Source organism: Pseudoxanthomonas composti, from assembly GCF_004122095.1.
Classification (GTDB): domain Bacteria; phylum Pseudomonadota; class Gammaproteobacteria; order Xanthomonadales; family Xanthomonadaceae; genus Pseudoxanthomonas_A; species Pseudoxanthomonas_A composti.
This window is the reverse complement of the sequence record NZ_SAWZ01000001.1, coordinates 439,843-459,675: the sequence shown is the minus strand read 5'-3', so window position 1 is coordinate 459,675 and position 19,833 is coordinate 439,843. Positions and strand designations below refer to the sequence as shown.

The 19,833-nt window shown below is 68.2% G+C and carries 20 protein-coding genes; 1 reads left to right on the top strand and 19 read right to left on the bottom strand.

All coding sequences use genetic code 11. The annotated features are described in order from the left end of the window. Window positions 1-302 precede the first annotated feature (302 nt). The 14 genes from EPA99_RS01915 to EPA99_RS01850 form a co-directional block, all read right to left on the bottom strand. On the bottom strand, window positions 303-1,112 hold the full coding sequence (locus EPA99_RS01915; RefSeq protein WP_129469491.1) for a DUF4198 domain-containing protein: 810 nt from the start codon (window positions 1,110-1,112) through the stop codon (window positions 303-305). A gap of 44 nt (window positions 1,113-1,156) precedes the next feature. After that, entirely contained in the window at window positions 1,157-1,678 is a 522-nt protein-coding gene (locus EPA99_RS01910) for a DUF2271 domain-containing protein (RefSeq protein WP_164978544.1), read from the bottom strand. 19 nt (window positions 1,679-1,697) lie between these two features. Then, complete coding sequence (locus EPA99_RS01905; protein ID WP_129469761.1) at window positions 1,698-2,345, bottom strand: PepSY-associated TM helix domain-containing protein; 648 nt, start codon at window positions 2,343-2,345, stop codon at window positions 1,698-1,700. A 96-nt stretch (window positions 2,346-2,441) separates the two neighbouring features. Next, entirely contained in the window at window positions 2,442-3,119 is a 678-nt protein-coding gene (locus EPA99_RS01900) for a Fe2+-dependent dioxygenase (RefSeq protein ID WP_129469489.1), read from the bottom strand. Window positions 3,120-3,204: 85 nt separating this feature from the next. Then, window positions 3,205-5,610 (bottom strand): catecholate siderophore receptor Fiu, encoded by a 2,406-nt coding sequence (locus tag EPA99_RS01895; protein ID WP_129469488.1) that lies wholly within the window; start codon window positions 5,608-5,610, stop codon window positions 3,205-3,207. Window positions 5,611-6,007: 397 nt separating this feature from the next. After that, window positions 6,008-8,458: a TonB-dependent receptor domain-containing protein gene (locus EPA99_RS01890; RefSeq protein ID WP_129469487.1), complete on the bottom strand. Its 2,451-nt coding sequence runs from the start codon at window positions 8,456-8,458 to the stop codon at window positions 6,008-6,010. Window positions 8,459-8,615: 157 nt separating this feature from the next. Beyond that, window positions 8,616-9,065, bottom strand: a complete 450-nt coding sequence (locus tag EPA99_RS01885) for a hypothetical protein (RefSeq protein WP_129469486.1) — start codon at window positions 9,063-9,065, stop codon at window positions 8,616-8,618. A gap of 451 nt (window positions 9,066-9,516) precedes the next feature. After that, window positions 9,517-9,852, bottom strand: coding sequence for a non-heme iron oxygenase ferredoxin subunit (locus EPA99_RS01880; RefSeq protein ID WP_129469485.1), 336 nt, complete (start codon window positions 9,850-9,852; stop codon window positions 9,517-9,519). Continuing rightward, entirely contained in the window at window positions 9,849-10,388 is a 540-nt protein-coding gene (locus EPA99_RS01875; RefSeq protein WP_129469484.1) for a GNAT family N-acetyltransferase, read from the bottom strand. The genes EPA99_RS01880 and EPA99_RS01875 overlap by 4 nt, the downstream gene beginning before the upstream one ends. A 216-nt stretch (window positions 10,389-10,604) precedes the next feature. Next, on the bottom strand, window positions 10,605-11,882 hold the full coding sequence (locus EPA99_RS01870) for a cysteine desulfurase (protein ID WP_129469483.1): 1,278 nt from the start codon (window positions 11,880-11,882) through the stop codon (window positions 10,605-10,607). Then, window positions 11,879-13,141, bottom strand: a complete 1,263-nt coding sequence (sufD, locus tag EPA99_RS01865) for a Fe-S cluster assembly protein SufD (protein WP_129469482.1) — start codon at window positions 13,139-13,141, stop codon at window positions 11,879-11,881. The genes EPA99_RS01870 and sufD overlap by 4 nt, the downstream gene beginning before the upstream one ends. Continuing rightward, entirely contained in the window at window positions 13,141-13,905 is a 765-nt protein-coding gene (gene sufC / locus EPA99_RS01860; RefSeq protein ID WP_129469481.1) for a Fe-S cluster assembly ATPase SufC, read from the bottom strand. Before sufC ends, sufD begins: the two co-directional genes overlap by 1 nt. A gap of 111 nt (window positions 13,906-14,016) precedes the next feature. Next, on the bottom strand, window positions 14,017-15,474 hold the full coding sequence (sufB, locus tag EPA99_RS01855; RefSeq protein WP_129469480.1) for a Fe-S cluster assembly protein SufB: 1,458 nt from the start codon (window positions 15,472-15,474) through the stop codon (window positions 14,017-14,019). A gap of 15 nt (window positions 15,475-15,489) precedes the next feature. Then, on the bottom strand, window positions 15,490-15,951 hold the full coding sequence (locus EPA99_RS01850; RefSeq protein ID WP_129469479.1) for an SUF system Fe-S cluster assembly regulator: 462 nt from the start codon (window positions 15,949-15,951) through the stop codon (window positions 15,490-15,492). Window positions 15,952-16,136: 185 nt separating this feature from the next. On the opposite strand from EPA99_RS01850, the gene EPA99_RS01845 reads away from it, so the two are divergent. Beyond that, complete coding sequence (locus EPA99_RS01845) at window positions 16,137-16,616, top strand: SET domain-containing protein (RefSeq protein WP_129469478.1); 480 nt, start codon at window positions 16,137-16,139, stop codon at window positions 16,614-16,616. A 182-nt stretch (window positions 16,617-16,798) separates the two neighbouring features. Here the strand turns inward: EPA99_RS01845 and EPA99_RS01840 are convergent, their stop codons facing one another. From EPA99_RS01840 to EPA99_RS01820, 5 genes are all read right to left on the bottom strand, one after another. Then, window positions 16,799-17,143, bottom strand: coding sequence for a hypothetical protein (locus EPA99_RS01840; protein WP_129469477.1), 345 nt, complete (start codon window positions 17,141-17,143; stop codon window positions 16,799-16,801). Between the two features lie 258 nt (window positions 17,144-17,401). Then, window positions 17,402-18,007: a DUF1439 domain-containing protein gene (locus EPA99_RS01835; protein ID WP_129469476.1), complete on the bottom strand. Its 606-nt coding sequence runs from the start codon at window positions 18,005-18,007 to the stop codon at window positions 17,402-17,404. Between the two features lie 55 nt (window positions 18,008-18,062). Then, entirely contained in the window at window positions 18,063-18,653 is a 591-nt protein-coding gene (locus EPA99_RS01830; protein ID WP_206733660.1) for a hypothetical protein, read from the bottom strand. A 54-nt stretch (window positions 18,654-18,707) separates the two neighbouring features. Then, window positions 18,708-19,010 (bottom strand): DUF3861 family protein, encoded by a 303-nt coding sequence (locus EPA99_RS01825; protein ID WP_129469474.1) that lies wholly within the window; start codon window positions 19,008-19,010, stop codon window positions 18,708-18,710. 87 nt (window positions 19,011-19,097) lie between these two features. Next, on the bottom strand, window positions 19,098-19,679 hold the full coding sequence (locus tag EPA99_RS01820; protein ID WP_241688223.1) for a M23 family metallopeptidase: 582 nt from the start codon (window positions 19,677-19,679) through the stop codon (window positions 19,098-19,100). Window positions 19,680-19,833 lie beyond the last annotated feature (154 nt).

The window sequence follows — 19,833 nt, the reverse complement described above, 5'->3', positions numbered from 1 at the left end:
TCTCTGGAGCGAGAGAGGTCGATGAAGCGTGGGATGGTCAGATCGAAGGCAATCGTGCCTTGAGCTACCTAGGTGCGCGCGCCACGTGTCGGGCGCGGCCGAATAGCGCGGGGAAGGAGCGCGACCTCACCGCCGTATGCCGGCTCCGTCGTTCCGAACAATCATCACTGCACTGCGCGAATGCCCCACAGCGCCGGGCATCACGCGGGGGGGGGGGCCCGTTTCCGGTGGATGCGCCGCACCTCCTTGCGCGGCGCCGACTTTTGCTCCCACGCGTTGCCCGAAGGCATCCGTGCCACCGCTTACTGCGGCAGCACTTCCAAGGTGGCCACGTAGTTCAAGCGGCGCTGCTTGGCCTGCGGGAACGAGGTCTTGCCGTCCTCGGCGCTGGCGTTGAGCCAGTACATGCCGGCCTGCGGCCAGGTTACGCTGAACTTGCCCTGCGCGTCGGTCTTGAGCGTGAGCTCCTCCTGCGCATTGCGATAGCGGGTGTCGCCACGGATCACCGAGACCTCCAGGTCGGCGGCCGGCTTGCCATCGATCTGCAGCTGGAAGGTCGCCGGCTCACCGGCGAACAGGTCGTTCGGATGCGTCACCGGCACCAGCTCCAGGCCCTGGCCGGTGGGCTTGAGCGCGGTCTGCGTGGGCGCGCCACGGGTGGCGAAGGTCTCTACACGCATCGCGTTCTGCGACACCCGCAGGTCCTTGGCGTCCTTGGGCACTTCGCCGAAGCTGGCGGCGGTGCCGCGCCAGCGCTTGGGCTTGCCGTCCTTGTCCTTCCAGCTGGCGAACAGGCCATCGCCCGAGATCGCCACCCGGTAGGTGCCTTCCTGCGCCAGCTGCACGTCGAACACGCTGCGGTACTTGCCGGTGGCCGCGTTCTGCGGCGTGACGTCGCGGCCGTCGGGCGCGGTGATCTTCAGCTCGTCCAGGCGCATGGGCACATGGTCGAAGTAGAACAGGTCGTTGGACACGGCCGCATCCACCGACAGCCACGGGTCGGCGCCGGAGAAGGTGGTGCCCGAGGGCAGCAGCCACATCTTGTGCGCGGCGGCGGAGAAGGACACGGTGGCCGCGGCCAGCGCCAGGGCGAAAGTGAGCGAACGCTTCATGGTCGTTTCCGTTGGGAAGTGGGGTTGCCGATCGGGCCTGCCGATCAGGGCTTGATCGCCAGGGTCACCGCGCCGAGCTCGGCGCTGCCTTGCGACTTGCCGTTCTGCGCGGCGGTGGCCGGCCAGGTGAAAGGGATCTTGAGCAGCTCGCGGCCGCCGACTTCGCGCGCCGCTTCCACCACCAGCGTGTAGCTGCCGGGCCCCAGCTTGGCCAGCTGCGGCTGCTTGTCGGTGAAGCTCAGCGCGTGCTTGCCGACCGGGCGGGTCGGGCCGGTCACCCCGTCCACCGGCACCTTCAGGCTGCGGCCGGACTTGCGCCACCACTGGCGCAGGTCGGGCAGCCACTTGGTGCCGTGGCCCTCGGCGGTGTCGCGCATCTGGTACCACACCGACAGGTCGGCGGCGGCCTTCTGGTTGGCGTCCTCGATCCACACGGCGACATAGGGACGGTGGTACTCGGCCACGTCGAGCTTGGGCACCTCGACGTTGACCTCCAGCGTCGCCGCATAGGCCGGCATGGCCAGGGCGCCGCTGAGGGCGATGGTGATGGAGGTGGTGACGCGCAAGGTCGGCATGGGAAGTCCTTCAGTGGATGAAGATCAGGGCGAGGATCAGCGGCACCACCAACCCCAGCCCGACGTACGGCCAGGTGGAACGGCGCTGCCGCGCGTGCATCTGCAGCAGGCACAGCCCGGTGATGCAGAACACCAGGCAGGCCACCGCGAACACATCCAGGAACCAGCTCCAGGCCGGCCCTGCATTGCGACCCTTGTGCAGGTCGTTGAAGTAGGAGACCCAGCCGCGATCGGTGCGCTCGAATTCCACGCTGCCGCTTTCGCGGTCGATGGACAGCCAGGCGTCGGCGCCGGGCGTGGGCATGGACAGATACAGCTCGCTGGCCGACCACTCGGCCTGGCGTTGGCCGATGGCGATGTCGAAGCGGGCGTCCAGCCAGTCGCGCACCACTACCGGTAGCGGCGCATCGCCTTCCTCGTGCGTGCCAAGCGCGCGCAGCAGCGGGGCGGGGAGCTGCGCGGTGGCGCTGCGCGTCTGCGGGCTGGCCTCGATGCGTGCGGCGTGGTTGAGGGTCAGGCCGGTGATGGCAAAGAGCAACATGCCCACCAGGCACATCGCCGAGCTGATCCAGTGCCAGCTGTGCAGCGTGCGCAGCCAGAAACCGCGGCGCTGCTGGGCTTGGGGAGACGGGAGAGAAGTGCTGGACACGCGCCGCATGGGATGCCCCGGGGAAGCCGTCATTACAACACGAAATGAGAATTGATCCCAACTAGCGACCCGTCGCCGGCATGACAAGGGCGACAGCCGCCGTGCTCAGGTCTCGGCCCAGCCCCGCAGCAGGTTGTGATACACGCCGGTCAGGCGCACCAGCGCGTCGCGGTCGGCACCGCTGGCGGTCAGGGACTGGATGGCGGTGTCCAGCTCGTACAGCGTGCGGCGCTGGGTCTCATCGCGGACCATGCTCTGAATCCAGAAGAAGGCGGCCGTGCGCGCGCCGCTGGTCACCGGCGCGACCCGGTGCAGACTGCTGGAGGGGTAGAGGATCAGGTCCCCGGCCGGCAGCTTCACTTCGTGCTCGCCGTAGGTGTCGCTGACGATCAGCTCCCCGCCCTCGTATTCCTCCGGGTCCGACAGGAACAGGGTGCAGGACAGGTCCGAGCGCACGTGCTTCCCGTCGCCCGCGGCCATCACCGCGCCATCGACGTGGAAGCCGTACTCCCCGCCACCGGCGTAGCGATTGAAGCGCGGCGGCAGCGTGCGCAGTGGCAGCGCGGCGGCGAAGTACAGCGCATTGCGCTCCAGTGCGGCCAGCACCTGCCGGCCCAGCTGCTCGCGCAGGGGCGCAGCGTCGGGCAGCTGCTGATTGCGTTTGACCTGGGCACCCTGCGCGCCAACGGTGGCGCGTCCATCGCCCCAGTCGGCCGCATTCAGCGCGCGGCGCATCTGGGCCACCTGGTCGGGATCGAGGATGTCGGGGATATGCAGCAGCATCTTGGAGTTCCTGCGACGGTGCACGGGAAGGCGAAGCGCCAACCTTCCCGTGCGGGCGGCCGATCAGCCTAGCAAGCCACCGGCTTCAGAAGCGCAGGTCCGCGCTGAGCAGGAAGGTCCGAGGGGTGCCGGGCGTGTAGCGGTAGCCGCTCTTGTTGATCGCCGCCACGTACTGCTTGTCGAACAGGTTGTAGCCGTTCAGGCGCAGCGAGAGGTTACGGGAGATGTCATAGGACAACACCGCGTCGTAGACCGTGTAGGACTTGATGGATGTCGGCGTGCCGACCGCGCCGTCGGTGCCGCGATGCATCTGGCCCACGTAGCGCGCGCCGCCGCCCACGGTCAGGCCGAACGGGAAGCGATAGCTGGTCCAGCTAGTGAAGGCATCGTCCGGGGTGTAGGACAGGTTGCTGGTCTGGTCGGCCGAGACCACCGGGCCTTCCACCACCCGCGTGGACATGCGGCTGTACCCGGCCGAGACCGTCCAGTTGTCGGTGAGGTTGCCCACGGCCGACAGCTCCACGCCCTTGACCTCCTTCTCGCCGGTCTGGGTGGGGTTGCCGAAATCGTCCAGCACGTTGCTGTTGATCTCGTTGCTCACCTCGGTCTGGAACACCGCCAGGTTCAGCGCCAGGTTCTCCAGCACGTTCCACTTGCTGCCGACCTCGAAGGTCTTGGCCTTCTGCGGATCGGCGTTGATGCTGTTGGCCGCGCCGTCAGCGGCGGCCAAGGCGAAGTTGGCCCCGCCCGGCGGCTGCTGGGACAACGCGTAGTTGGCGTACAGGCTGACCGCCTCGCCGACCTTGTACACCGCGCCCAGCTTCCAGTTGAACAGCGTGTCGCTGGTGTCGGTGTCCACCGTGGTGACCGCGCTGCCGACCGGCGCGCCGTTACAGGGCACCGCGCCGCGGCCGGTGCCGTTGTTGCAGATGGCGGTGTTGACGTAATCGGTCTTGTAGTGGTCCAGGCGCAGGCCGGCGGTCAGCAGGACATCCTCGCCGAACTTGAGCGTGTCGAAGGCGTAGATCGCCTGCGTATCGGTGCGACCGTGGCTGCCCGTGCCGTTGCGCGCCCAGGCCAGGGTGCCGGCATCGTTCCAGTCCGGGTCGTAGAGACTGGCCGCAGGCCGGGTGCCGGTGCTGGCGATGGTGTGCGCGTCCTGCTCCTCGCGGGTCAGCTCCAGCCCGGTGCTGAGATTGTGTGCGATGGCGCCTGTGCTGAAGTCCACGCGCAGGTTGAGCTGGTCGGTCAGGATCTCGTTGCGCTGATCCTTGAAGGTGTTGTTGCCACGGATCAGGGTGTAGGTGGACAGGTCGTTGATGTCGGTCCAGCGGATGTTGCCGGCCAGCGGATTGGCGGCGGTACCGCCGGTGCTCATGAAGGCGCTGAGCAGGTAGTCCTGCGTGGTCTGCCCCCAGCGCGCGGTGTTGGTCAGGCGCACGCTGTCGGAGAAGTCGTGTTCCAGGATGAAGGTCGCCTGCTTGGCTTCCACGTCGTCATGGTCCTGGCGCGTGCCGTAGAAATTCTCCGGATTCACCGGATGGCCCACCAACTGCTGCAGGCCGGGTTGCGGCACCCAGCCCGGCAGGCCGATGGTCGGCACGAAGCCATCGGGAATGTTGTCCTGCTTGACGTAGTACAGGTTGAGGAAATAGCGCGTGGCGCCATCCAGGTTGAAGCCCAGCGAGGGCGCGATGCCCCAGCGCTTGTTGTTGACGTGGTCGCGGCCGGGGACATCGCTGTCCTGCCACATCGCGTTCAGGCGCAGGGCCGTGCCGGGCAGGCCGGACAGGCTCTGGTTCCAGTCGGCGGTGGCGCGCTGCTGGCCTTCATCGCCAGCCGAGAGCGTGGCCCCGACCGCATCGAACAGGGAGGCGCGCTTGCTGGCCATGTTGATCGCGCCGGTCGGCGCGGTGCGGCCGTTGTCGGTGCCGGCCGGGCCCTTCTGCACTTCGACCTGTTCGACATTGAACAGGTCGCGCGAGATCGAGCCCAGGTCGCGCACGCCATCGACGAAGATGCTGCTGGAGGTGTCGAACCCCCGCATGTAGATGGCATCGCCGGTGTTGGTGTTGCCGTTCTCGCCGGCGAAGAAGGTGCCCACCGCCGGCGAGTTGCGCAGCGCCTCGGTCAGGGTGGTGGCGCCCTGCTGGTTGAACAGGTCGCGGGTGATGACCTGGATGGTCTGCGGCGTGTCCTGCAGGGACTGGGTGAACTTGGGCGAGGCCACGGCCCTGGCCTGGATGCGCGAGCCGTGCACGTCCACCTGGTCCAGGGTGCGCGCATCGTCGTGGCGGCGCGCGCGCTGCTCGGCCGCGTCGGCCGGAGCGGCCGCGGCGTCGGCAGTGGCGGGCGAGGCAGGGGCGCTGGGGGGCGCATCGGCCAGCGCCGCGAACGGCGCGCCCAGCGCCAGGCCGGTCAACAGGGTGGTGGACAGGCAGGTCGCGCGCGGGGCGGCCGGCGCATGCTTGCGACGGGTGATGTGGCTCATCGGAGTTCCAGTTGGGGTAGTGAAGGCCCCCACTGGCGATCTGGCTAAGGAGGCGTTGACGGCACGTGCCGCCCGCTGGCCCCGGCGACATGGGCCGAGGCGAGGCGTGGCGGTCGATGACACCGTTCAGCGCCGCAGATAGTAATGAGAACCGTTCCTGACATCAACGTCATCTGACCGTGGAGTCATCTTGCGGCCCCGGCCGGCAGGCCGGGGACCCATTGGCGCGCTGGCATCGCGGTCCTTCGCCATAACGCGCATTCCATGCCGCGGACTATGGGTTCGAAATCAACCTGTAGGAGCGGCTCTGGGTGGCCTATGGCCATCAGCCGCGAAGAGGCTCTCCGGTAGAGCCCCTTTGCGGCGCCGCTCCCACGGGCTTGCCCTCTGCGCGGACTCAGAAGCGGAAATTCATCGACACCCACACATTGCGGCGCTGGTCCTTGATCAGGTAGTCGTCGGTGCAGGCGTAGGCATCCTGGGTCACCGCCAGCTCGCAGGTCTGGGAGATGAAGTTCTTGTCGGTCAGGTTGTTGATGCGGGCATTGAAGGTCAGGAAGTCATTGGCCCGCCAGGTGCCGCCGAGGTGGAAGATCGTGTAGTCCTTGTAGTACAGGTGCTCGCCGCTCACCGTACTGATCCCGTTGTAGCGGTCGTAGCGGCCCTCCGCGGTAAGGTTGAAGCTCAGCGCATCGTTGGCGCGCCATTCCAGCACCGCGTTGCCCATGTGCTCGGCAGGGTTGCCGGCGATGGGCTGGCCCCGCGCGCCGCCGCTCTTGTTCTCGGACTTGGTGTAGGTGTAGTTGCCGCGCAGCGCGAAGTTGCCCGGCAGCTGCAGGGCCGCGGCCAGCTCCACGCCGCGGGTCTCGGCGCGGTCGATGTTGGTGCTCTGGCTGAAGGTGGAATAGCCCAGCGCCGCCCAGCCCGGGCCGATGTCCACGCAGTCCACGCCGGCCGCGACGATCTCGCAGTTGGGAATCGCCGTGCCGGTGGCGATCTTGTCCTTGAACCGGTTGAGGAACAGCGTGGCGTTGACGCTGAAGTTGTCCTGGTTGTCGTAGTACGCGGCCAGCTCGTAGTTGGTGCTGGTCTCCGGCTGCAGGTCCGGGCTGCCGACCATCGGCGACACGCCCTGGCCACCGAAGCCGGTGATGCCCGGAAACAGCTGGTTGGGCTTGGGCGTCTTGTAGCCGGTGCTCACGCCACCCTTGACCGTCCACCGCGCATTGGCCGTCCACACCAGGTAGCCGCGCGGGCTGAGTTGGTCGCCGAAGATGTTGTGGTCGTCGTAGCGCAGTCCGTAGGTGAACACCAGCGCGTCGGTCAGGCTCCAGTTGTCCTCGGCGAACAGCGCCCACTGCCGGTGCAGCTGGGTGGTGCCGTCGCGGAAGCCATCGCCGTACATGCCGAACACGCCATCTTCCATTTCCGCGCGATTGAACTGCCCGCCGACGGTGGTCTTGTGCGACTGGCCCAGTTCCATATCCAGCCTGCTGTCCAGCACCCAGGCCTCGATCTCCAGCGCGCGCAGCGGCCGCGGCAGCAGGGCTTCCAGCTGCGCGCGTTGCGTCGCGTTGAGGTTGGCGCGGCTGGCGTTGGCGCAGTAGGGCGCGGCGCCGCCGGCCGCGCAGGCCGCGTTCCAAAGCGCCTGCACGTCGGCGCGTTCGTCCACCGTCAGCGGCAGCGAGCGGCCGAGGTTGTTGCTGGTGCCGTGCATCAGGCTGGTGGTGCTGGTACCGATGTCCCAGCGGCCGATGTGGGTCAAGGCGAGTTGTTCGCGCTCGTAGCGCTGGTAGGCGGTATAGCCCACGCGCGGCTGCACCACGCGGCGGGTGATGGTCGCCGGATTGCCGGGGCCAGCCGGCAGGGCCGGGTTGAAGTTGGGGTTGGGAATGACCGCATTGGCCGCGCGCCAGATGCTGCCGATGCTGTCCAGCGTGCCGGTCTGGCCCTGGCTGTTGTCGAACTTCAGGCGCGACACGTCGTAGTCCAGGGTGATGTCGTGGTCCTGGTTGGGCGTGAGCGAGAGTTGGAAGCCGGCATTCCAGTTGGTGGCGGCAACGGTACGCCCGCCGGCGCCGAAGCCGATGTCGCGGCTCCAGGTACTGCCGGGGTCATTCGGCGGCGAGGGCAGGGGCAGGTCGGGCCATTCCGGGCTGGAGGCCTGGCGGTCGTACCAGCTGCCACGCACTGCAAGGCCGAGCAGATCCTTGACCAGCGGTCCCTGCAGAAACAGGTCCAGCTTGTCGTCATCGCCGAACTGGTCGTCCTGCTGGAAGGTGTGCGCCATGGTCACCGAGCCGGTCGAGGTGTCGGCGACCTTGCGGGTGATGATGTTGATCACCCCGCCCATCGCGTCCGAGCCGTACAGCGTGGACATCGGCCCGCGCACGACCTCGATGCGCTCGACTGCATCCAGCGGCGGGATGAAGCTGAACTGCCCGCCGCCGAAGTTGTTCGGGTACAGGTCGCCGACGTTGCTCTGGCGGCGTCCATCGATCAGCACCAGGGTGTAGTCCGAGGGCAGGCCGCGCATGCTGATGGTGCCCATGCCGTTCTTGTCGGTGCTCTGCATGCCCACGTCGATGCCTTCCATGTCGCGTAGCGCGTCGACCAGGTTGGTATAGGGCCGCGTGCTCAGCGTCTCGCGTGTGACCACGCTGATGCTGGCCGGCGCGTCGGTGATCTTCTGCTCGAAGCCGGCGGCGGTGACGACCACGGTGTCCAGCGTGGAGGCGGTGCGATCGATGTCGCTGGGGCCGGACTGGGCCAGGGCGGCGCGGGTCGCCAGGGAGAACAACAGGGCGCAGGTCAGGGCGGAACGGAGCGGAGTACGTGCGAGGGACATGGGGGGCTCGGATCGTGATGTGGGCAGGCCGCGGGCGGCCAGGCGAGGGAGCGCGCACAACACGCCGCCGCCACGCGGGGCGCGGCACGGGTGAAGGCGGAAGAGACGTGCAACGTGCGGCGGGGCCGCAGGACGTGCCGACGCGGTGGTCGGCCCGTCAGCTCAGCGTGGGAGCCGGCGGCGCATGGCTGCGTTGCAGGCGCCGCAGTGGATCACCCGCGGGCAGGTGCCGGTGTTGACTGCCCCATGCGCAGGCACGCGCGCAGGCGCGCGGCGCGGCGACGGCCGCAGCAGGGAATCCAATCGCGGTGGAGGTGTCTGTTTTGCGATCCACCACGTGGCGCACGCCCACGCTGCGGCGCTGCTTGAGCGCGTCCTGTTCCGCGCGGACGTCAGGGGTCTCCGGCTCCGGTTCGGCCTGGCCGGGCAGGCTTCCGCTTTGGGAGCGCTCGGTGCCCGGTTGTGCGGACACCATGCCAGTGGCGGCCAGCAACTGCAGGCCGATCAGCACGGCCAGCGCGAACACACCACGGGCCGCCCACGCGCGCATGGCCCGCATGAGCCGCGAGATGCGATTTCTGCCCAGCAGGGCGTGGTGCGCAGACAAGACCGGATCACTCCACTGGCCAACGAGTGTCAGCCATCGCTAAACGTTAACAACTCTCGTTGTTATTTGTAAATAAGAGTTCTTCGCATTTAGCTGCAGGACTGCCTACCTTGCGCGAACGTCACGTCCACGCGCGCATTGCGTCAGCTGAGCGCGCGGGCAGTCCCGCCGCACTTGTTTTATCTGGTGTGAGCGGCTCGAGATGGCCGCAGGCCATCGGGCGCAGAGAAGCTTCACCTGGAAAGCCTCTTCGCCGATGAATCGGCTCTCACAGGGCGCGGTCCGACAGACTGGCATGTCAGGTGGCCACGTATCCTGATTAGCAGCTTCGCGCTATGGAGTGGCTTCCATGTGGGAGCGGCTTTAGCCGCGAAGGGGCTTTACCGGGCAAGCCTCTTCGCCGATGAATCGGCTCCCACAACAGCAGGGCGGGGAGCCCGCAGCCGGACGATCAGTCGCGGTCGTCTCTGGCCCAGATGCCGCCATGCTCGCGCTTGGTCGGAAACTTCGGCACGGGCGAGTACGCCGGTGCGCACAGCGGCTGGCCACTGAGAATATCGAAGCGCGCGCCGTGCAGGACACATTCGATGCTGCGATGTTCGGCATCGAAACCGCCAGCCGCCGAGAGTTCGAAATCGGCGTGGCTGCACTTGTCTTCCAGCGCGTACAGCTCGCCATCGAGGTTGAACACCACGATGCCCGCGCCAGTGACCTCGTCCCAGGCGTTACGCATCTCGCCCGGCAGCAGCTCGGCCTCGGCGCAGACGAAGGTCCAGGTCTCGCTCATGCCGCCGCTCCTGCCAGCGGCTTTTCCAGCACCTCGAAGCGCAAGTCATCGCGCAGCGGCGTACCAAAGCGCTCGTCGCCATAGGGGAACGGCTTCTTGATGCCGGTGCGCACGTAGCCACGGCGCTCGTAGAAGGCGATCAGCGTCTCGCGCACGTCGATCACCGTCATGCGCATCACCGCCAGCCCGAGTTCCTCGCGTGCAATGCGTTCGGCTTCGACCATCATCGCCTTGCCCACGCCGGCGCCCTGCAAAGCGGGCTGCACCGAAAACATGCCGAAATAGCCGGCACCGTCCTGCTCGGCCACATGCGCGCAGGCCAGCAGCTGGCCATCGCGCTCACCCAGCAGCACGACGCTGCGCGGCCGCAGGATGTCGGCCCGCAGCACCTCGCGGTCGATGCGGTTGCCATCGAGGAAGTCGGCCTCGGTGGTCCAGCCCACGCGGCTGGCATCGCCACGATAGGCGCAAGTGACCAGCGCCACGATGGCGTCGAGGTCGGCTTCGGTGGCGTGGCGGAAGGCTAGCTGGCTCATCGCTTTATTCTAGGAGTGAGGGGAGAGGAGTGAGAAGTGAGGAGCGGCAAGAGCTGCCTTCGGCTGGCCCATGCGCCAGGCCAGGCGTTCCGGCTCCGCCAAGACGCCAGCAATAGCCCGAGCCCGGCATCGGCACGAACGGGAAGTGAGCAGAAGAAGCGAAAGTCGGCCAAGCGCCCTTACTCACTCCTCACCCCTCTTCACTCACTCCTACCACTATCCCAGCAGCCTGCGGGCCTTCAGCAAGGCCGCAACGAAGGACTCAATCTCCGCGTGCGTGTTGTAGAACGCCAGTGAGGCACGCAGCGTGGCGGCCACCCCGTAGTACTGCAGCAGCGGATGGGCGCAGTGCTGGCCCGAGCGCACGGCCACGCCCTCCAGGTCCAGCAGCGTGGCCAGGTCGTGGGCGTGGGCGCCATCGATCAGGAAGGACACCACCGCGGCCTTGTCCGGGGCGGTGCCGAAGATGCGCAGGCCCTCGATTCTGTCCAGCTCTTCGGTCAGGTGCGCCAGCAGCTCGCCTTCGCGCGCACGGATGGCCTCCATGCCGATGCCGTCCAGGTAGTCCAGCGCCGCGCCCAGGCCGACGAAGCCGGCGATGTTGGGCGTGCCGGCCTCGAACTTGTGCGGGATGTCGTTGAAGGTGGTCTTCTCGAAGCTGACCTCCTTGATCATCTCGCCGCCGCCGATGAAGGGCGGCATCGCCTCCAGCAGCTCGCGGCGCGCCCACAGCGCCCCGGTGCCGGTGGGACCGCAGATCTTGTGGCCGGTGACGGCGTAGAAATCGCAGCCGAGCGCTGGCACGTCCAGCGGCAGGTGCGGGGCGGCCTGCGAACCGTCGATCACGGTGACGATGCCGCGCTTGCGCGCCTGCCGGCAGATCTCGCGCACCGGGTTCACCGTGCCCAGCACGTTGGACACATGCGCCAGCGCCAGCAGCTTGACCCGCGGCGTCATCGCCTTGTCCAGCGCGTCCAGGTCCAGGCTGCCGTCGGGCAGGATCTCGGCGACCTGCACCGTGGCGCCGGTGCGCTCGGCCACCAGCTGCCACGGCACGATATTGGCGTGGTGCTCCATGCGCGAGACCAGGATCACATCGCCGGCCTTCAGCCTGGGCAGGGCCCAGGAATACGCCACCAGGTTGATCGCGAAGGTAGTGCCGCTGCACAGCACCAGCTCCTCGCCGCGCACCTTCATGAAGCGCGCCAGGGTCTTGCGCGCGCCCTCGTAGGCCTCGGTGGCCTCGGTGCCCAGCGCATGCACGGCGCGGCTGACGTTGGCGTTGTGGCGGCGGTAGAACATGTCCACCGCGGCCACCACCTGCACCGGCTTCTGCGCGGTGTTGGCGTTGTCGAAGTAGATCAGCGGCTTGTCGTTGACCGCGCGCGTGAGCAGCGGGAAGTCCGCGCGGATACGCTCCCAGTCCACTGCCTGCGCCTGTTGTTGTTCGGCCGCGGCAATGCTGGCCGCGCCCAGGTTCTCCACGCCGCTCATGCCGCCCCCGCGCGGCGTAGCGCCGCATCGATGGATTCGGCCAGCTGCGCGCCCAGGGCCTGGTCTTCCAGCACGGCCAGCGGCGCACGGCAGAACGCGGCGGTCAGCAGGCGCTGCGCGTCATCGACCGACAGGCCGCGCGAGCGCAGGTAGAACAGCGCATTGGCATCGAGCTGGCCCACGGTGGCGCCGTGGGCGGCCTTGACCTCATCGGCGTGGATCACCAGCACCGGCTGGGTGTCGATCTCGGCCGTATCGCTGAGCAGGACGTTCTTGTTGGACAGGTTGGCATCGGCGCCGTCGGCGCCTTCGCGAATCAGGATGCCACCATGGAACACCGCGCGCCCGCGCCCGGCGCCCAGGCCGCGCCAGGTCAGCTCGCAGGCGGTGTCGCGGCCGATGTGGTCGATCCCCAGCCGGGTGTCCAGGTGACGCCGACCGCCGGCCAGCAGCACGCCATTGGCCGACAGCCGGGCCTGCTCGCCTTCCAGGCGCACGTTGAGCTCATGCCGCGACAGGCCCGCGCCCAGCTCCAGGTCCAGGCGGCGGTACTGCGCCTGGCGCGCCAGGACCGCATCGGTGCGCAACAGCGCGGTGGCGCGATCGGCCTCGTCCTGCACGCGCGCATGCTTCAGGCTGGCCTGCTGGCCCAGATGCACGTGGGTGAGCACGTTGGAGAAATGCGCGTGCTCGCCCTCGGCCAGGTGGTGTTCCACCAGGGTCAGGCTGGCGCCGTTGCGCAGGTCGATCAGGTTGCGCAGGTGCCAGGCGCGGTCGGTGGCATCTGCCGCGCCAATGAAGACCAGGTGGATCGGGGTTTCGATGACGGCGTCGGCCTCGACCTGCAGCAGCACGCCGTCGCTGGCGAGCGCGGCATTGAGCTGGGCGAAGACCTCGTCGCTGCGCTCGAACCGGCGCTGCAGGAAGCGCGCGCTGTCCTCACCAGCCGCCAGCGCCTGGCCCAGCGAGCGCAGCGTCGCGCCCGCCGGCAGGGTGGACACATCGCTCAGCGCCTGGACGAAGCGGCCGTTGGCGAACACCAGGCGCGGTGCGGGAATGGCGGCGAGCCGCTGCGCATCGATCTGGGGCGCGGCTGCCACCGCGGCAAAGCGCCGACGCTCCAGCGGCCGCAGGGAGGTGTAGCGCCAGGCTTCCTCGCGCGAGCCGGGCAGGCCGCTGCGCAGCGCCTGTTCAAGCACCTCGCGCCTGGCGGCGTCGCCGGTGAAGCCTTCGGCAAGGGAGTCGAGCAGCGCGGACATCAGACCACCGTCCCCGGCGCCACGCGGTCGCGGATCCAGGCGTAGCCACGTTCTTCCAGCTCCAGCGCCAGCTCCGGGCCGCCGCTCTGCACGATGCGGCCGTCAGCCAGCACGTGCACCACGTCGGGCTTGATGTAGTCCAGCAGGCGCTGGTAGTGCGTGACCACGATGAAGGAGCGCTCCGGCGAGCGCAGCGCGTTGACGCCGTCGGCGACGTTCTTGAGCGCGTCGATGTCCAGGCCCGAGTCTGTCTCGTCCAGGATCGCCAGCTTCGGCTCCAGCACGGCCAGCTGGAAGATCTCGTTGCGCTTCTTCTCGCCGCCGGAGAAGCCCTCGTTGACGCCACGGTGCAGCAGCTCGTCCTTCAGGTGCAATACGGCCAGCTTCTCGCGCACCTTCTTGAGGAACTGCATCGAGTCCAGCTCGCTCTCGCCGCGTGCCTTGCGCTGGGCGTTGAGCGCGGCGCGCAGGAAGTAAGTGTTGTTCACGCCCGGGATTTCCACCGGGTACTGGAAGGCCAGGAACACACCGGCCGCGGCGCGCTCCTCGGGCTCCAGCGCGAGCAGGTCGGCGCCTTCGAACAGCACCGTGCCGTCGGTGATTTCATAGCCATCGCGCCCGGACAGGATGTTGCCCAGCGTGGACTTGCCGGCGCCGTTGGGGCCCATGATGGCGTGCACCTGGCCCGGCTTCACGTCCAGCGACAGGCCCTTGAGGATGTCCTTGCCGGCGACGGAGGCGTGGAGGTTGTCGATTTTGAGCATGGGATTGGGGATTCGGGATTGGGGATTCGTAAAAAAGCGTGGGCGAGCGGAACAGGGCAGGAGCGGGAGGCATCGCCGATCCCGAATCTCCAATCCCCAATCCCGGCCTTCTCAGCCGACGCTGCCTTCCAGCGAGACTTCCAGCAGCTTCTTGGCCTCCACGGCGAACTCCATCGGCAGCTCGCGGAACACCTGCTTGCAGAAGCCGTCGACGATCAGCGATACCGCGTCTTCCTCGCTGATGCCGCGGGCGCGGCAGTAGAACAGCTGGTCGTCGCTGATCTTGGAGGTGGTGGCCTCATGCTCGACCGTGGCGCCCGGGTTCTTCACCTCGATGTAGGGGAAGGTGTGGGCGCCGCATTTCTTGCCGATCAGCAGCGAGTCGCACTGGGTGTAGTTGCGCGCGCCGTCGGCACCCTTTTCCACCTTGACCAGGCCGCGATAGGTGTTCTGGCCGCGGCCGGCGCTGATGCCCTTGGAGACGATCTTGGACTTGGTGCGCTTGCCGACGTGGATCATCTTGGTGCCGGTATCGGCCTGCTGGCGGTGATGGGTCAGCGCCACCGAGTGGAACTCGCCGGAGGAATCGTCGCCCAGCAGCACGCAGGAGGGGTACTTCCAGGTGATGGCAGAGCCGGTCTCCACCTGGGTCCAGGTGACCTTGCTGCGCGCGCCACGGCACTCGGCGCGCTTGGTGACGAAGTTGTAGATGCCGCCGCGGCCTTCCTCGTCGCCCGGGTACCAGTTCTGCACGGTCGAGTACTTGATCTCGCCATCGTCCAGCACCACCAGCTCGACCACTGCCGCGTGCAGCTGGTTCTCATCGCGCATCGGCGCGGTGCAGCCTTCCAGGTAGGACACGTAGGCCTGCTCCTCGCACACGATCAGGGTGCGCTCGAACTGGCCGGTATGCCCGGAGTTGATGCGGAAATAGGTGCTCAGCTCCATCGGGCAGCGCACGCCCTTGGGGATGAACACGAAGCTGCCATCGGAGAACACCGCCGAGTTCAGCGCTGCGAAATAGTTGTCCGCCACCGGCACCACGCTGCCCAGGTACTGCCGGACCAGCTCGGGATGCTCGGCGATGGCCTCGGACATGGAGCAGAAGATCACGCCCTTCTCGGCCAGTTCCTTGCGGAAGGTGGTGCCCACGGAGACCGAATCGAACACCGCATCGACCGCCACGCCGGCCAGCTTGGCGCGCTCGTGCAGCGGCACGCCGAGCTTGTCGTAGGTGTCCAGCAGCTCCTTGGGCACCTCGTCCAGCGACTTGTACTTGGGGCCCTTGGGCGCGGAGTAGTAGCTGAGCGCCTGGAAATCGATCGGCGCGATCTTCAGCTTGGCCCATTCCGGCATCGGCATCTTCAGCCAGTGGCGATAGGCGGCCAGGCGCCAGTCGGTCATCCACTCCGGCTCGTGCTTCTTGGCCGACAGGGCGCGGATGATGTCCTCGTCCAGGCCGGCCGGCAGCGAGTCGGTCTCGATGTCGGTGATGAAGCCGGCGTCGTAGCGACGGCCAAGGCGTTCGATGATTTCAGCGTTCTGCGGGGGTGCGAGCTCGGTGGCCATGTGGCTGCCTACGGGTCAACGGGCCAGCTGCACGTCGAGCGTGCGCGGGCGTGGGGTGGAAGGGGAATGCGCGGCCGGCGGTTGCAGCATCTGCGCCAGGGTCACGCCGCGCAGCGCATCGGCCACCACGTCGTTGATCAGGCGCCAGTTGGCGCGCGCACCACAGCGGGTGGCGATGCCGCACTGGTTGGCGTGCAGGCTGCATTCGGTGATGGCCAGCGGACCTTCCATGGCCTCGACGATCTCGATCAGGGTGATGCGATCGGCCGCGCGGGCCAGGCGGTAGCCGCCATGTGCGCCGCGCAGGCCCTCCACCAGCCCTGCCTGCGCCAGCGGCTTGAGCAGCTTGCTGACCGTGGGCGACTCCAGGCCCGATTGCTCGGCCAGGTCGCTGGCGCTGGCCACCTCGCCCGGACGCGCGGCCAGGACGGTGAGCACGACGGTGGCGTAATCGGTGAGTTTGGTGACGCGGAGCATGGCAGGGGGCGGTGCGTTCAAATCAGGACCGAAATTGTACGCTTTTCATCCGCCGCGAGCCAACCTGCCGCCTGAGCGGGCGTTCATGCAGGCCGACACTGGTGTCGATCGAGCGCAGCACTTGGGATTGCCGGGCCGGTAGGTGAGAATCGCCGCAAGGCCTTTCCCAACTTTCCGGATACCGCATGCCCAGCAAGATCGAAGCCCGCAAGTCGCCCATCCATGGCAACGGCGTGTTCGCCACCGACGCCATCGCCAAGGGCGAGCGCATCATCCAGTACCGCGGGCAGCTGCGTACGCATGAAGAAGTGGACGCCGACGACAACGGCGACGTGGAATCCGGGCACACCTTCCTGTTCACCCTCAACGACGACTACGTGATCGATGCGACCAAGCGCGGCAACGTGGCCAAGTGGATCAATCACAGCTGCAGCCCCAACTGCGAGGCGGTGATCGAGGAAGCCGAGGGCGATGACCGCAGCAAGGACAAGGTGTTCATCGAGGCGATCAAGGCGATCAAGCCGGGCCAGGAGCTGACCTACAACTACGGCATCACCCTGGCCGAGCCGCACACAGCGCGCCTGAAGAAGATCTGGGCCTGTCGCTGCGGCTCCAAGAACTGCACCGGCACCATGCTGCAGCCCAAGCGTCGCAAGGCCGCCTAAACGAACCTCGAGTCCTCCCTCAAAGCATTCTGTGGGAGCGACCTCATCTGTGGGAGCGGCTTCAGCCGCGAGGGGGCCTTCCTGGGAAAGCCCCTGCGCAGTCGATGGCTTCAGGCCACCGGGGCCGCCCCAACGGGCGAATCGTCGAACGGACCTTCGGTCGGCCCGTCAGCGCGGCCGACTCAAGGCGTCTTGCGCTGCAGCTCGGCGCTGTATAGATGCCACTGCCGCGCCGAGACCGGTGCCCCGTCGGCCACCACCGCGCGCAGGACGAAGTGCCCGGCGTAGGTCCGCTGCTCGCCACCGCTGCGGACGCTGTGCACGGTCACCGGCACCTGCAGATAGCGCGAGCCGGCCGCGCCCTCGGCATTGCCCGGCATGCCGACGTCCGCCTGGACGCGTTCGGTGCTGGCGTAGCCGTTGGCGAACTGCTCGGCGGTCTGTCCGCTGGCCTTGCCCTGCTCGGACCACATGCCGTAGGCACGCGCGTAGTCCTTGGCATTGATCGCCGCGTAGTAGTCGCGCACCAGGGTCGCTGCTGCGGCCGCGTCGGCCGGTGGCGCCGCCGCTGCTGGCGAGTGTTCAAGGGGAATGCCAGGCTCGGCCGCTTCGCTGGTCGCTGCAGAAGGTGCTGGCGCGGGCGCTGGCGCAGTCGCTCGCTGCGCGGCCACTGTCTTGGTGTCTGGTTCGCTGCGCGTGGCCGGATCCTGTGGCGGTGGCTGGCAGGCCGCCAGCACCAGGACGCTGCAAAGACAAAGGGGCAGGGTATGTGAGCGCATGGTGGGTCAGGGGGTATCGTCGAGATCGGGCATGCCGACCGGCTGGTTGAACTGGACGATGATCGCACCTTGCGCCACGCGCACGGCGCGCACCTTCACCGAGCCGAACTGCGCCAGCAGCTGCGGGTCCAGCGCATACACCGGCTGGGTGCGGGCGTAGTCCTGCAGCCACAGGTTGAGCGCTTCGCGGGTCTGGGCATCCAGCTGTTGGCCCGGCTGGTCAGGGGTGAAGCGCTCCAGCCGCGGCTGGTCCAGGAACAGCGCCTGGGCTGCTTCGTCATAGCGCAGGCGGCTGCTCATCTCCACCCGCCCCAGCGGCTGCGCGGCGGCATAGCCGGGCGCGCCGACGCTGGCATGCAGCGTCATCCGCACCCGGTCGCCGTCGTGCGGGATCTGCAGGTCGGGCTCGCGCGTGGTGACCACCAGCAGGCCGCCCAGCAGTTCGAAATCGCGTGGGACCTCGCCGGCGATGTAACCCTGGACGCGTTCGCCGGGGATGGCGATCTCGTCCTTGGCAGTCGTCTGGGCCGACGCCATAGCTGCAGACAGGCAAGCCAGGCCCACCAGGGCCAGCGCGAACATCGGGATGAACCATCGGCGTGGCAGCGGCATCGGTCAGGGTGCAGGCCAAAGAAGGCCACCCTAACGCGCGTGGGTGAATCGCAGGTCAATCCACGCGAGCATGGACCGAGGCGGAGCTGATCTGCCAGCCCGTGTCGTCCAGCGAGCGCGCCAGACGGTAGCGACCGACGTAATGCATCACCTGCCCCTGCGGGGACACCATGCGCAGGGTGACCGGCACTTCCACTGCGCCGGTGGGAACGGCCTTGTCCAGCGCAACCGGCGCGGTGTTGCGGATCTGCACCGACTGCAGTCCGGGAAGATTGCGCAGCAGGGCGTCGTCGGCGACCGGCGGCGGGTGTCCGTTGCGCCAGTACGCGTCGGCGCGCGTGCGATCGCCAGCAGCCAGCGCGCCCAGGTAGGCGTGCACCAGCGAGGCGGCCTCGCCCATGCGTGCGGCCTGTTGCGTCTGCGCGGCCGAGGCCGCGCTGGCAGTCGCGCTGGGGGCAGGCTGGGCCGCGTCGGCGGTCTTGGACGCCTTGGCGGTGGGAGCGGTACCGATCGCTGCGGCGGGTGGGCGGCCGCAGGTGCAGGACACCAGGATCAACGGCAGCAGCAGCCCGCTGGCCAAGGCGAGCCGCCGTGTGCCTGGCATCGGAATGCCGGGCTGCGCTGGATGGGGTGTGGTCGGGCGCATCGCCAGGCTCCGGGAGGCTGCGCAGAGCCTAGCGCGTCCGCACAGGGGCGACCATCAGGGAAGCGTGCGATTCCAGGTTCGCTCGGCCTGTTGCTGTAGCGCTGCCGACAGCGGGGCGAGCAACGCCTGGGTGGTGGCCGAGCCGTGCAAGGCCAGGGCCTCCAACAGCGAGAGCCCCAGCACCAGGGCGGTGGCTTCGTCGCCCGCCAGGACGCGGCCGCTGCTGGCCGCTTCGACCCGGCGCATCAGATCGCCGGGTTGGCTGTGATCGAACTCCAGGCTGCAACGGTCGTAGCAGGGCAGGCCGTCGGGCTCGAGCGGCGTGACGGTGATGCGGTAGCGGCGCGGGGTTTCCATGGCGGTGGTAGGCAGCGATCGTGGCGATCACCTTAGGCGCGCCAAGCGCGCCCATCAGCGCCAGGGGTGCGATGAATCGTTCCAGGCTCAGCGCGTGGCGCGCAGCAGCGGCAAGGGGTCGTAGGCGCCGTCCTTGCCGTAGATGCCGTAGTGCAAATGGGGCGGGGTGCCCTTGGCATTGCCGCTGTCGCCGACGAAGCCCAGCACCGTGCCGGCCGGGACGATCTGTCCCTCCTCCAGCCCTGGACGCCAGTCCTGCAGGTGTGCGTAATAGTGGCGCTCGCCGGCCGGGCCGAGGATCCACACCTGCCGGCCTCCCAGCCCGCCTTCGCGGATGGAGGCCACCACGCCCGCGGTGGCGCTGAGCACCGGCGTGCCGCGCTTGCCGAAGATGTCCACGCCGGCATGACGGCGGCTGGCGCCGCGCTGCGCGCCGAAGGTGTCGGCGATCTGGCGCGCACGCACGCCCTGCACGGGCACGACCAGCGAGGTCGGCGGCGGCTGTCGATACAGCGACCACACCGCGCGCGGGGTGGCCAGGAAAGGCTGGTGCCAGGCCCAGGTGGCGACCAGGCCCAGGGCCACCAAAATGCACAGACGCAGCAGCCAGCGACGCAGGCGCAGGGCGGTGGTGGGTCTGCTGCGCGGCTCGGGCGATGGCGTGTTCAAACCACGGCCTCCGCAGAGGATGGGCACGTCAGCAGGGTGGAAGCCGCTGCTTCCCGGACACCTGGGTTCACGTGCGCGGCCCGGCGCGTCCGGTTTTCGAAGAAAGGCGTCGCATCGAGGCTTGCCGTCTTCCCGCATCGGCGGGGTCCGGAAA

Bases quoted from the DNA above. Each gene is read 5' to 3' on its own strand.
- EPA99_RS01830 (WP_206733660.1), bottom strand. From the start codon at position 18,653: ATGCGCCCGACCACACCCCATCCAGCGCAGCCCGGCATTCCGATGCCA.
- EPA99_RS01880 (WP_129469485.1), bottom strand. From the start codon at position 9,852: ATGAGCGAGACCTGGACCTTCGTCTGCGCCGAGGCCGAGCTGCTGCCG.
- sufB (WP_129469480.1), bottom strand. From the start codon at position 15,474: ATGGCCACCGAGCTCGCACCCCCGCAGAACGCTGAAATCATCGAACGC.
- EPA99_RS01915 (WP_129469491.1), bottom strand. From the start codon at position 1,112: ATGAAGCGTTCGCTCACTTTCGCCCTGGCGCTGGCCGCGGCCACCGTG.
- sufC (WP_129469481.1), bottom strand. From the start codon at position 13,905: ATGCTCAAAATCGACAACCTCCACGCCTCCGTCGCCGGCAAGGACATC.
- EPA99_RS01825 (WP_129469474.1), bottom strand. From the start codon at position 19,010: ATGGAAACCCCGCGCCGCTACCGCATCACCGTCACGCCGCTCGAGCCC.
- EPA99_RS01900 (WP_129469489.1), bottom strand. From the start codon at position 3,119: ATGCTGCTGCATATCCCCGACATCCTCGATCCCGACCAGGTGGCCCAG.
- EPA99_RS01905 (WP_129469761.1), bottom strand. From the start codon at position 2,345: ATGCGGCGCGTGTCCAGCACTTCTCTCCCGTCTCCCCAAGCCCAGCAG.
- EPA99_RS01890 (WP_129469487.1), bottom strand. From the start codon at position 8,458: ATGTCCCTCGCACGTACTCCGCTCCGTTCCGCCCTGACCTGCGCCCTG.
- EPA99_RS01870 (WP_129469483.1), bottom strand. From the start codon at position 11,882: ATGAGCGGCGTGGAGAACCTGGGCGCGGCCAGCATTGCCGCGGCCGAA.
- EPA99_RS01895 (WP_129469488.1), bottom strand. From the start codon at position 5,610: ATGAGCCACATCACCCGTCGCAAGCATGCGCCGGCCGCCCCGCGCGCG.
- EPA99_RS01850 (WP_129469479.1), bottom strand. From the start codon at position 15,951: ATGCTCCGCGTCACCAAACTCACCGATTACGCCACCGTCGTGCTCACC.
- sufD (WP_129469482.1), bottom strand. From the start codon at position 13,141: ATGTCCGCGCTGCTCGACTCCCTTGCCGAAGGCTTCACCGGCGACGCC.
- EPA99_RS01845 (WP_129469478.1), top strand. From the start codon at position 16,137: ATGCCCAGCAAGATCGAAGCCCGCAAGTCGCCCATCCATGGCAACGGC.
- EPA99_RS01875 (WP_129469484.1), bottom strand. From the start codon at position 10,388: ATGAGCCAGCTAGCCTTCCGCCACGCCACCGAAGCCGACCTCGACGCC.
- EPA99_RS01835 (WP_129469476.1), bottom strand. From the start codon at position 18,007: ATGCCGCTGCCACGCCGATGGTTCATCCCGATGTTCGCGCTGGCCCTG.